Origin of the sequence: Streptomyces sp. NBC_00162 (assembly GCF_024611995.1) — a bacterium.
In the GTDB taxonomy this organism is placed as follows: Bacteria; Actinomycetota; Actinomycetes; order Streptomycetales; family Streptomycetaceae; genus Streptomyces.
On sequence record NZ_CP102509.1, the window covers coordinates 7917494 to 7929603 of the forward strand.

The following is a 12110-nucleotide window of genomic DNA, read 5'->3' on the forward strand; positions in this document are numbered from 1 at the left end:
GCATGACCGAGAACGGCATTTCCCGGACCAGCCGACGCGCGGTACTGCTGGCCGCCGGATCGGCCGGGGTCGCCGCGCTGACGGCGGCCTGTTCGGGCCCGGCGGGCCCCCGGGGGGCAGCCGGACAGGCCTCGGCGCCCGCGCCCCAGGCCGCCACGCAGCCGCCGCCCAAGGCGCAGTCACCTTCGCCGTCGGGCAGGAGCACCCCGGGCTGCGTGCTCTCGGTGGAGTCGGGCGCGGGCCCGTACTACCTCGACCTGGACCGGGTCCGGTCGGACGTCACGGAGGGCCGGGACGGTGTGCCGTTCCGGCTGGACCTGACCGTGGTGCGGGTGTCGGACGGCTGCCGCCCGGTCGAGGGCGCCGCCGTCGACGTGTGGCACGCCGACGTCTCGGGCGTCTACTCCACCGGCGGGGACACCTTCCTGCGCGGCACGCAGGTCACGGACGCGGCCGGGCGGTGCGCGTTTCGCACGATCGTGCCCGGCTGGTACGCGGGGCTCGCGCCGCACATCCACTTCAAGGTGCGCCCCGACCGCCGCACCGAGACGACCTCGCAGTTCTTCTTCCCCGAGGAACTCCTGCTGAGGGTGTACGCGCTCCAGCCCTACGCCCGCCGCTCCGTGCCGGAGCACCCCAACACCCGCGACAGCCGCTACCGGGAATCCGGCGCCGCGATGACCCTGGCTCCCGCACCCGACGGCGACGGTTACCGGGCCGCGTACACCGTGGGCATCGCCTGAGCCCCGCCCCGCACGTCAGACGGCAAGACCTTCGATCAGTTCGGCGCCGGGGAGCTCCGAGAGCAGCTTGCCGGGCGCGATGAGCTTCCCGCGGCGGCGCCCGCTGCCGATCAGGACGTACGGCATGTCGCGGACGGCCGCGTCCACCAGCAGCGGCCAGTCGTCCGGCAGCCCCAGCGGCGTGAGGCCGCCGTACTCCATGCCCGTCAGCTCCACGGCCGTCTCCATCGGGGCGAAGGACACCTTGCGCGCCCCCAGGTGACGCCGGACGGCCCCGTTGACGTCGACCCGGCCGGCGGAGGGCACCAAGCAGGCCGCGAGGGTGGTCTGGCCACCGCGCTTGGCGGCCACCACCACGCAGTTCGCCGACTGGTCCAGCAGCTCCTGCCCGTAGTGCGCGACGAACGCGGCGGTGTCGGCGATGGCCGGGTCGGTGTCCACGTAGAGGATCTGCCCGGCGGGTACGTCTCCCCGCCAGGCGCCGACCGCTCGCGCCACGGGCGCGGTGAGCTCGGCGAGACAGTCGGGGGCGGGGACGGCGTTGTCGAACGGGCCGATGGGAGCACGCATGCCCGCACGCTAACACCGCCCCCAAGGGAGGGGCAGCGGTCGTCAGTCGACCTGCAGCTCGCCCATCCGGCTCCAGCCGGTCGCACCCGCGATGGTGGTGCTGACGATGTCGGGCGTCCGGGTGATCAGGGGGCGCATGGTCTCCAGGGCGGTGCGGAAGTGATCGGAGGTCACGTGTGCCTCCGCCGCGTCGTCCTGGAACGCCTCGGTCAGGACGTAGGTGTCCGGCTCCTCCAGGCTGCGGGACCACTCGAACCACAGGTTGCCGGGCTCGGCACGGGTGGCGCGGGTGAACTCCGCGACCTTCTCGGGCCACTGGTCGACGTATTCGGGCTTGACGGGGAATTTCACCACAATGAAGATCATTCGACCATTGTAGGCATGGGTGGGCATGGGGGGTCTGCCGGCATGTCCGTGGCTGGTCGTCAGGTCGGCGGCTCGACCTTGCCGACCGGGGCACTGGTACGGCGGACGCGTTTTGTTACAGGCGTGTGTTCGCGAATGCATCGGCAAGTGACGCGAATGTGTGGGTGGTTCGAAGAGTGTGGTCATTCCGAGGTGCTGGCGAGGAGGTCTCTTTAAGAAAGCTTGTTGGATAACGCTGACGGGCGGGGCGGCCTTGAATCAACTCCGTTAATCGGTCAGGGTTTCGAGCTGTACCCCCGGAGATTTTCCGGCTCCGGCGGGCTCACGCAACACGCCTTGACGCCCCACACGTCAACACGAGGAGCACTCTCTCCATGTCAACTCACAAGCACGCACGCACCCGTTCACGCGGCTTCCGGGTCCTTGCAGTGGCCACGGGAGTCGCCACTGCAACCGGTGTCTGCATGCTGCTGTCCCCCCTCGCCGGCGCGAACACCCCGGCAGAGGGAACGGTCTACGGGCTCGGCGCACCCGGTGCGCTCAGCGGCAGCTACATCGTCATACTCGACAAGAACGCGGACCAGCAGGCACTCGTCAAGAAGTACGGCGGCGAGCTGAAGCGCACCTACACGTCCGCGGTCAACGGCTTCTCCGCATCCGGGCTTTCGGAGACCGGAGCCAAGCGCCTCGCCGCCGACCCGGCCGTGGGCAAGGTCGTCCAGAACAAGAAGTTCTCCATCAGCAGCACCCAGGACAACCCCCCGTCCTGGGGCCTCGACCGCATCGACCAGACGGCGACCGCCGGGGACAAGAAGTACACGTACCCCGACGCGGGCGGCGAGGGCGTCACGGCGTACGTCATCGACACCGGCGTACGCATCAGCCACAAGGACTTCGGCGGCCGGGCCACGCACGGCTTCGACGCCGTGGACAACGACCAGACCGCCGACGACGGCAACGGACACGGCACGCACGTCGCCGGGACCATCGCGGGCACCTCCCACGGGGTGGCCAAGAAGGCCAAGGTCGTCGCGGTCCGGGTGCTCGACGACAACGGGTCGGGCACCACCGAGCAGGTCGTGGCGGGCATCGACTGGGTGACGAAGAATCACAGCGGGCCCTCGGTGGCCAACATGAGCCTCGGCGGCGGCGCCGACGAGGCGCTGGACGAGGCCGTGCGCCGGTCGATAGCCGCCGGTGTCACCTTCGGCGTCGCGGCGGGCAACGAGTCCTCCGACGCCGGGCAGGGCTCTCCCTCGCGGGTCCCGGAGGCCATCACGGTGGCCTCCAGCACGGCCGACGACTCCCAGTCGTCGTTCTCCAACTTCGGTTCGGTCGTGGACCTCTACGCACCGGGCTCGGACATCACCTCCGCCTGGAACGACAGCGACAGCGGTACGAAGACCATCTCCGGCACCTCGATGGCCACCCCGCACGTGGTCGGTGCCGCGGCCCTCTACCTGGCCGGGCACAAGGACGCCTCGCCCTCGCAGGTCGCTCAGGCCCTGACCACGGGGGCGACCCCGGGGAAGATCAGCAACCCGAGCAGCGGAACCCCGAACAAGCTGCTGAAGGTCTCCGAGAAGTAGCCGCAATCCGCGCGTGAACGCGCCGAGGCCGTCGCACCTTGGGGGAGTGCGGCGGCCTCGGCGTTTCTCAACTCGCGGGCGGCGACGAGCGGTACGTGCCGGCCCGGGGGAGGCGGCGGGGGAGCGGGTGGATCAGCGCACCCACGGCTTCCACACCTGCTCGTTGCGCTCCACCCACTTCTTCGCCGCCTGCTCGGGCGGCAGCTTTTCCTCGGCGATCATCAGAGCCACCTCGTTCTGCTCCTCGACGTTCCAGCGGAACTTCTTCAGGAACTCGGCGGCCTTCCCGCCCGCGTCCGCGAACCGCGTGTTCAGGTACTTCTGCAGCGGCGTGTGGGGATAGGCGCAGGCCACCTTCTCCGGATCGGCGTCGCAGCCCTCCTGGTACTCGGGCAGCTTCACCTCCGTCATCGGGACCCGCTCGAACAGCCACTGCGGCTTGTACCAGTACGTGAGGAACGGCTTGCGCTCCTTCGCGAACTGCCTGATCTGCGTGATCTGCGCGGCCTCGGAACCGGCGAAGACGACCTCGAAGTCCAGGCCCAGGTTCTTCACCAGCGCCTTGTCGTTCGTGACGTACGACGGGGAGCCGTCCATCAGCTGGCCCTTGCCGCGGCTCTCGGCGGTGCCCAGCTGGTCGGCGTACTTGTCGAGGTTCTTCCAGTCGGTGACGTCCGGATGGGCCTCGGCGAAGTACGTCGGGACGAACCAGCCGATGTGGCCGGTCACGCCCAGGTCGCCGCCCGCGGTGATGGTCTTCTTGTCCTGGACGTACCGCTTCTCCTGCTCCGGGTGGCCCCAGTCCTCCAGGATCGCGTCGACCCGGCCCTGGCTGAGCGCGTCCCACGCGGGGACCTCGTCCACCTGGACGGTGTCGACCCGGTAGCCCAGCTCGTGTTCGAGCAGGTAGGCGGCGACGGCGGTGTTCGCCTGGGCGCCGACCCAGGACTGCACGGAGAGGGTGACGGTCTTCGCGCCCTGCGCGGCGGCGTACGGGGAGGCCTGGCGGGTCATGTCGGCCGCGCCGCAGCCGGTGAGCACGGCGAGAGCGGTCACGGCGGCGAACGCGCCGAGGCGGCGACGGCCGCGCCGCGGACGGTGCCCGTTCATGTCGGTGATCTCGGTGATGTCAGGCATGTCAGGCCTCCTTCGCGGGCTGGGTGACCCGGTCGAGCATCAGACCGAGGCAGACGATCGCGGCGCCGGCCACCAAACCGGTGGCCAGGTCGCCCTGGGCGAGGCCGAGCACGACGTCGTAACCGAGCGCGCCACCTCCGACCAGGCCGCCGATGATGACGACGGCGAGCACCAGCACCACTGCCTGGTTCAGGGCCAGAAGCAACGCGGGGCGGGCCAGCGGGAGCTGGACCTGGCGCAGCTGCTGCGACCCGGTGGCGCCGAGGGAACGGGCCGACTCCAGGGCCGCCGGGTTCACCTCGCGCAGCCCCTCGGCGGTGATGCGTACGACGGCGGGCAGCGCGTACACGACGGCGGCGGCCGCGGCCGGCGCACGGCCGACGCCGAACAGCGCGACCACCGGGATGAGGTAGACGAACTGCGGCATCGTCTGGCACACGTCGAGCACCGGACGCAGCAGACGCTGGGCTCGGGCGCTGCGGGCGGCTCCCACGCCGATCGCGAAGCCGAGGACGAGGGTGACGGCGACGGCGGCCAGCACCTGCGAGAGCGTGTCGAGGGAGGGTTCCCACACGCCGAGCACACCGATGGCGGCCAGGGCGAGGACGGCGGTCATCGCGGTGCGCCAGGTACCGGCGAGGAGGCCGAGCGCGCCGACCACCAGCAGGAGCAGCCACCAGGGGGTGGCCTGCAGCCCGGAGCGCAGGGGGTCGAGGATCCAGCCGGTGAAGCGGGCCGCCCAGTCGGCGGTGCCGCCGACCACGGGCACTCCGGAGTACAGGTGATCGGTCATCCAGCCGACCGCCCGGTTGACCGGCTCGGCGATCGGCACGGTCCAGGACTCGGGCCACAGGGACGTGCCCGCCATACGGCCCGCGACGGCGGCGGCGACGGCCGTGAGGACGGTGAGCAGCCGCCCGTACCAGCCCGCGAACACCCGCCGCAGCAGATGCTGCCGGGACGAGTGCGGCGGGCCGATGCCCAGCCGGCTGCCCGCCGCGTCGGCGGTGCGGTCCAGGACCACCGCGAGCAGCACGATGGGGATGCCGGCGGCGAGCGCCGCACCGACGTCAACCGAGGCGAGGGCCTGGTAGACCCGGTCGCCGAGGCCGCCCGCACCGATCACGGAGGCGATGACGGCCATCGACAGCGCCATCATGATGGCCTGGTTGACGCCGAGCAGGATCTGCCGGCGGGCCAGCGGGAGCCGCGCGGTCAGCAGGCGCTGCCGCCCGGTCGCGCCGAGCGAGGCCGCGGCTTCCAGCACCCCGGCGTCGGCCTCGCGCAGGCCCAGTGCCGTGAGCCGGGCCATCGGCGGCGCCGCGTACACCACGGTGGCCAGGACGGCGGCGGGTACGCCGATCCCGAAGACCAGCACCATCGGCAGCAGATACGCGAAGGCGGGCAGCACCTGCATGGTGTCGAGCACCGGGCGCAGCGCCCGGCCGGCCCGCGGCGACAGCCCGGCGGCGAGGCCGAGAAGGGCGCCGACCACGACGGAAGCGGCGACGGCCACGACCATCAGGGCGAGGGTCTGCATCGTCGGCACCCACATGCCGAGCAGCCCGCACGCGGCGAAGGCGGCCACGCACGTGACGGCGAGCCGCAGGCCCGCCAGGCGCAGGGCGATGAGGCCGGCCAGGGCGGTGACGCCGGTCCAGCCCGCGGCGAGCAGGACGACGTACACCGCGCGGACGGACACCACCACGGCGTTGCTGACGTGCCCGAAGAAGTAGAGGAACAGCGGGTGGCCGTCCCGGTTGTCGATGATCCAGTCACCGGCCCGGCCGAGTGGCCCGGAGAGGTCGACGGTCAGCGCTGCGGGCCAGCTCCCGGCACCGGGGAAGGCCATCGCGAGCGGGAGCAGCACCACCGCGGCGACGGCGAGGGGCAGGACCCTGCGGCCGGCGCGGTGGTCGAGGAGCAGGGCCTTCAGGCGTCGGACCGGAGTCCTGACGGCGGCGGATCGCGGGCGATCGGGCCGCCCGCCCGAGGGCGACCGCTCCGGCTGTTCGGACCGGCCCCGCTGTCCGGGGTCCCGTACGGGTGTGGTGGTCGTGGTCACCCGCGCCACCTCCAAGTGCCGGAGACGGGGGCAGCGCAGCGGATTCGGCGCGTCATGCCGCCACCCCCCGCCCCGCCGCGGCCGGCAGACCGGCCACCACCGCGAGCAGTCCCGCGTCGTCGACGACGCCCAGGCACCGGCCCTCGTCGACGACCCGCGCCGGGCCACCGCTGCGGGCGACGGCCTCGATGGCTTCCACCACCGTGGTCGCGGGGGTCAGCGCAGGGCCCTGACCGGCCTCGCCGTCCGTGGCGGGGCGCATCGCGCTGCGCACGGTGAGCACCTGCTCGCGCGGCACGTCGCGGACGAAGTCCCGTACGTAGTCGTCGGCGGGCGAGCCCACGATCTCCTCCGGGGTGCCGAGCTGCACGATCCGGCCGTCGCGCATCAGCGCGATCCGGTCGCCCAGGCGCAGCGCCTCGGACAGGTCGTGGGTGATGAAGACCATCGTGCGGCCCTCCTCGTGGTGGAGCCGGGCCACCTCGCCCTGCATCTCCCGGCGGATCAGCGGGTCGAGCGCGCTGAACGGCTCGTCGAACAACAGCACTTCCGGGTCGGCGGCAAGGGCGCGCGCGAGGCCGACCCGCTGCTGCTGGCCGCCGGACAGCTGACCGGGCCGGCGGTCCTCAAGGCCTTCGAGGCCGACCTTGCCGACCATCTCGGCAGCCTTGGCACGCCGGTCGGTACGGCCCATGCCCTGGATCTCCAGGCCGTAGGCAACGTTGTCCAGGACGCTACGGTGCGGCAGCAGGCCGAAATGCTGGAAGACCATGGAGGCGCGGTGGCGGCGCAGTTCGCGCAGCCGGGCCGGGTCCATGGCGAGGACGTCCTCGCCGTCGATGGCGAGGGATCCGGCCGTGGGCTCGATCAGCCGGGTCAGGCAGCGCACCAGGGTGGACTTGCCCGAACCGGACAGGCCCATGACGACGAAGACCTCGCCCTTGCGGACGTCGAAGGTGACGTCGCGGACGGCGGCGGTGCAGCCGGTGCGCTCGCGCAGTTCGGCGGCGGGCAGCGCGGCCTGCTCGGAGCCCGGCACCAGGGCGGCCTTGCGCCGGGGGCCGAAGACCTTCCACAGGCCCTGTACGGAGAACACGGGCGCGGCGCCGGCCTCGGGCACGGCGGACCCGGTATGGGCCGCGGTCACCGGACCTCACCGCCCAGCAGCTCGGCGGCCTTCTCGCCGACCATGAGTACTCCGATCATCGGGTTGACCGCGGGCATCGTCGGGAAGACAGAGGCGTCCGCGATGCGAATGCCGTCGAGGCCACGCACCTTCAAGTCCGGTCCCACAACAGCTCCTTCGTCATCGACGGCGCCCATCTTGCAGGTGCCGGCCGGGTGGTAGACGGTGTGCGCCACCGAGCGGGCGTACGCGCTCAGCGCCTCGTCGCCGGTGACCTCCGGGCCGGGGCACACCTCGCGCTTGAGCCATCCGGCCAGCGGCTCGGTCGCGGCGATCTCGCGGGCCAGCTTGATGCCGTCCACCAGCGTCCGGCCGTCGTAGTCGTCCTCGTCCGTGAAGTAGCGGAAGTCGAGGGCGGGTTTGACCTCGGGGTCCGCGCTCGTGAGGTAGAGGCGGCCGCGGCTGCGCGGCTTGGGGATGTTGGGGGTCAACGAGACGCCGTGCGCGGGTCGTTCGTACCCCAGCCGCTCCGGGTTGTCGGTGAACGGGATCTGGTAGAAGTGGAACATCAGGTCGGGCCCCGGGGAGTCCGGGTCTCGCCGGACGAACAGTCCCGCGTCGCTGTCCATCGCCGAGTTCTCGGGGATCGGGCCGTTCGTCTCCCAGACGATCACGGACTCCGGATGGTCGAGGAGGTTCTCCCCGACGCCGGGCAGATCGTGGACCGGGGGTATGCCCAGGGCCGCCAGGTCCTCGCGGGGGCCTATGCCGGAGTGCAGCAGCAGGCGCGGGGTGTCCACGGCGCCCGCGCACACCACCACTTCGCGGCGGGCGGTGATCAGCGACTTCGTGCCGTCCGCGGCGCGGACGTGGACGCCGCGCGCCCGGGTGCCGTCCATCTCGAGGCGGTACGCCCAGGTCTCCAGCAGGATCCGCAGGTTGGGCCGGTCGTCCATCACCGGGTGGAGGTACGCCACCGAGGCCGACGAGCGCTTGTTGGTCTCCGGGTGATAGGCGAGGTCGAAGAATCCGGCGCCCTCGTGGAACGGCTTCTGGTTGAAGCCCTCGACACGCGGCACTCCCAGCGCGGTCTGGGCCGCGTCCACGAAGTCACGGGCGATGGCGTTACGGTCCGCCTCGCCGACCGGGACGATGTTGTTGAGGAGCCGGTCGAAGTACGGGTCCATGGCGGCCGCGTGCCACCCCTCGGCGCCCGCGTCCGCCCACTCGTCCCAGTCGGACGGGAGCGGCTTGAAGGCGATGAGGGTGTTGTGCGAGGAGCAGCCGCCCAGGACGCGGGCCCGGCTGTGCCGGATGTGCGAGTTGCCGCGCGGCTGCTCGGTGGTGGGGTAGTCGTAGTCGAGGTCGCCGCCGAGCAGGCCCATCCAGCGGCGCAGCGTGAGCACGTCGGGCCGGTCGACGTCGCTCGGTCCGCCCTCGATGACCGCGACGGTGACGTCCGGGTCCTCGGTCAGGCGGGCAGCGATCACCGAGCCGGCGGTGCCGCCGCCGACGACGACGTAGTCGTACTCGTACTCGGACGCGTTCTGGTTCGTGTCGTTGGTCACGTCTCTCCTACCTCCTCAACCCGCGAACCAGCGCACGGGGCGCGGGGCGAGGTTCTGGTACACGTGCTTGGTCTCGCGGTACTCGGCCAGGCCGGACGGGCCGAGCTCGCGTCCGATGCCGGACTTCCCGAAGCCGCCCCATTCGGCCTGCGGCAGGTACGGGTGGAAGTCGTTGATCCAGACGGTGCCGTGGCGCAGCCGGCCCGCCACCCGGCGCGCGCGGCCCTGGTCCGCGGTCCAGACGCCGCCGGCGAGCCCGTACTCCGTGTCGTTGGCCAGCGCCACGGCCTCGTCCTCGGTGCGGAAGGTCTCGACCGTCAGGACCGGTCCGAAGACTTCCTCGCGCACGACGCGCATGCCGCGGTGGCAGCGGTCGAGGACGGTGGGGCGGTAGAAGAAGCCCGGGCCTTCGGGCCGTTCGCCGCCGGCGCGCAGTACGGCTCCCTCGGCGAGTGCGGAGGCGACGTACGACTCGGTGCGCTCCCGCTGGGCGGCGGAGACCAGCGGGCCGCATTCGACACCCGCGTCGGTGCCGCGGCCGATGCGGATCTTCTCGGCGCGGCGGGCGAGTTCGGCGACGAAGCGCTCGCGCAGCGACTCCTCGATGATCAGGCGCGAGCCGGCCGAGCACACCTGGCCGCTGTGGATGAACGCGGCGTTGAGGGCCTGGTCGACGGCGGTGTCGAAGCCGTCCTCGGTGGCGCAGGCGTCGGCGAAGACGACGTTGGGGTTCTTGCCGCCGAGTTCGAGGGCGACCTTCTTGACCGTGTCGGCGGCCGCGCGCATGACCTTCGTACCGCTGGTGAGTCCGCCGGTGAACGACACCAGGTCGACATCGGGATGGGCGGCGAGGCGGGCGCCGACCGGATCACCGGCTCCGGTGACCAGGTTGGCGACTCCGGCGGGCAGACCCGCCTCCGCCAGCAGCTCGATCAGGGCGACGGTGGTCAGCGGGGTGATCTCGCTGGGCTTGATCACGAAGGTGTTGCCCGCGGCCAGCGCCGGGGCGATCTTCCAGCTGGCCTGGAGCAACGGGTAGTTCCACGGGGTGATCAGGGCGCACACGCCTACCGGCTCGTGGACGACGACGCTGTGGATGTCGGGGGATCCGGCGTCCACGACCCGGCCCGCGCCCTCACCGATGACGAGGTCGGCGAAGTAGCGGAAGGCGTCGACGACGCAGTCCACGTCCACGCGGCCCTCTTCGAGTGTCTTGCCCGCGTCCAGGCTCTCCAGGAGGCCGATGCGCTCGCGGTCACGGTGGAGCAGGTCGGCCGTGCGGCGCAGCAGCGCCGCACGTTCGGCTACCGGGGTGCCCGGCCACGGTCCGCCGTCGAAAGCGGCCCGTGCGGCGCTCACGGCCGCGTCGGTGTCGGCGGTGCCGCCCTCGGCGACCACGGCGAGGACGGAGGCGTCCGCCGGGTCCAGGATCTCCCTGGAAGCTCCCGATGCCGCGGACCGCCATGCTCCGGCTGTGTAGATGGTCTTCTGCTCCGACACGACGCTCTGTACCTCCGGTTCCGTCAGCGCGGCGGACCCGCGGTGACCTGGCAATCTCCGCGCATGCCCCCTGCCCCGGAACTCATGTCCCATCCGGCACTCGAAGTGACTGGAGTCACGCGGGGCCCATGGGCGTCGCGGGCGTGGGCCGGGGCATGGGCCTCAGGAGGATCCCGTCATCCGCAGGCGCAGGCTGTCGTAGATCGGCGGCGTACTCCCCATCCGGTCGGCGGTCAGCGTCGCGGCGAAGCAGACGGTGAGCAGCGGAACGATCAGCGAGGTGGAACCCGTCATCTCGACGGTGAGCACGATGCCGGTGACGGGCGCGCGGACGACCGCGGAGAACAGCGCGGCCATGCCCGTGACCGCGAAGGGCACGGCGGCGGAGCCCGCGTCCGGCAGGAGGGGCAGCGCAAGGCCGTGCACGAGAGCCCCCCACACGGCTCCCAGGGCCAGCAGGGGAGCGAAGAGCCCGCCCGGCGTACCGGCCGCGTAGCTGAGCGGACCCGCCAGGAACCGCACCACGAGATACCCCGCGAGCACGGTGACCACGGGCATGTCGCCGCCCAGCAGGCGCCCGCTCAGCTGGTCCCCGTCGCCGCCCAGCAGCGGATCGATGGCGAGCAGCAGGCCCACGACGGCACCGATCACGGCCGCCCGAGCGACCGGTCCGACCCGTCTCACGTGATCGCAGAAGGCCAGCATCCCTACGACGAGACGGCTGTAGCCCACCCCCAGGGCGCCCGTGGCCGCGCCGAACAGGAGGAAGACGGGCAGGAGCGCGATCGACGGGGCGGCCATGTCCGGGACCGGGAAGACGGGCCGGCCGCCGAGCATGAGCTGGGAGCAGCCGACGGCCGTCGCGGTGCCGACCAGGGTGAGGAGTACCAGGCGCGGCCTGAACACCTTGGTCACTTCCTCGCAGACGAACACCACTCCCCCGAGGGGCGCGGTGAAGGCCACCGCGAGGCCGGCCCCGGCGAGCGAGGTGTGCAGCAGCCTGATGTCCTGTGCGGTCATCCGCGTACGGCGCCCTGCCTCCGCCCCGATCACCGCACCCATGTGCACCGTCGGACCCTCCCGCCCGAGCAGCAGGCCCGAGCCCAGGGCGATCACACCGCCCACGAACTTGGCCGGCACGAGCCACAGCGCCCGCGGCGTCGCTTCGGTGCGCCACACGGCCTCGACGTCCTGGATGCCGCTCCCGGCGGCCAAGGGGACCCGCCGGGCGATCGCGCACGCGACAGCGGCACCCGCCGCCGTGACACCCACCGGAAGCAGCCAGGCGAGGCCGCCCAGCCGCTCCGATGCGCTCAGCAGCGAGCCGTACAGCTCCACAGCCCGCACGAGGCACCAGCGGAAGCTCCCCCCGACCAGCCCGACGAGGCAGCCCGCGACCGCCGCGACGAGGTACACGGCCGGCCGGTCACGGGAAGCACCGGGCAT

10 protein-coding genes are annotated in these 12110 nt (G+C 72.1%); 2 read left to right on the plus strand and 8 right to left on the minus strand.

Features of this window, described 5'->3' with window-relative positions:
• Positions 1-2 precede the first annotated feature (2 nt).
• Positions 3-743, plus strand: coding sequence for an intradiol ring-cleavage dioxygenase (locus JIW86_RS36470; protein WP_257558602.1), 741 nt, complete (start codon positions 3-5; stop codon positions 741-743).
• Between the two features lie 15 nt (positions 744-758).
• Here the strand turns inward: JIW86_RS36470 and JIW86_RS36475 are convergent, their stop codons facing one another.
• Positions 759-1313, minus strand: a complete 555-nt coding sequence (locus JIW86_RS36475; protein ID WP_257558604.1) for a YbaK/EbsC family protein — start codon at positions 1311-1313, stop codon at positions 759-761.
• Between the two features lie 42 nt (positions 1314-1355).
• A complete protein-coding gene (locus tag JIW86_RS36480; protein ID WP_215142838.1) occupies positions 1356-1679 on the minus strand; it encodes a putative quinol monooxygenase in 324 nt (107 codons plus the stop codon).
• Positions 1680-2053: 374 nt separating this feature from the next.
• Between JIW86_RS36480 and JIW86_RS36485 the strand changes: the two genes are divergently transcribed.
• Positions 2054-3268: a S8 family peptidase gene (locus JIW86_RS36485; RefSeq protein ID WP_215142840.1), complete on the plus strand. Its 1215-nt coding sequence runs from the start codon at positions 2054-2056 to the stop codon at positions 3266-3268.
• 132 nt (positions 3269-3400) lie between these two features.
• Here the strand turns inward: JIW86_RS36485 and JIW86_RS36490 are convergent, their stop codons facing one another.
• From JIW86_RS36490 to JIW86_RS36515, 6 genes are all read right to left on the minus strand, one after another.
• Positions 3401-4405 (minus strand): ABC transporter substrate-binding protein, encoded by a 1005-nt coding sequence (locus JIW86_RS36490; protein ID WP_416237638.1) that lies wholly within the window; start codon positions 4403-4405, stop codon positions 3401-3403.
• A gap of 1 nt (position 4406) precedes the next feature.
• Positions 4407-6341 (minus strand): ABC transporter permease subunit, encoded by a 1935-nt coding sequence (locus JIW86_RS36495; protein WP_257559579.1) that lies wholly within the window; start codon positions 6339-6341, stop codon positions 4407-4409.
• 181 nt (positions 6342-6522) lie between these two features.
• Positions 6523-7617 carry a quaternary amine ABC transporter ATP-binding protein gene (locus tag JIW86_RS36500; RefSeq protein ID WP_257558605.1) on the minus strand — a complete coding sequence of 365 codons (1095 nt, stop codon included), beginning with the start codon at positions 7615-7617 and terminating at the stop codon, positions 6523-6525.
• Positions 7614-9164 (minus strand): GMC family oxidoreductase, encoded by a 1551-nt coding sequence (locus JIW86_RS36505; RefSeq protein WP_257558606.1) that lies wholly within the window; start codon positions 9162-9164, stop codon positions 7614-7616. The genes JIW86_RS36500 and JIW86_RS36505 overlap by 4 nt, the downstream gene beginning before the upstream one ends.
• A gap of 15 nt (positions 9165-9179) precedes the next feature.
• Positions 9180-10664: an aldehyde dehydrogenase family protein gene (locus tag JIW86_RS36510; protein WP_257558607.1), complete on the minus strand. Its 1485-nt coding sequence runs from the start codon at positions 10662-10664 to the stop codon at positions 9180-9182.
• A 162-nt stretch (positions 10665-10826) separates the two neighbouring features.
• Positions 10827-12110, minus strand: a complete 1284-nt coding sequence (locus JIW86_RS36515) for a ClC family H(+)/Cl(-) exchange transporter (protein ID WP_257558608.1) — start codon at positions 12108-12110, stop codon at positions 10827-10829.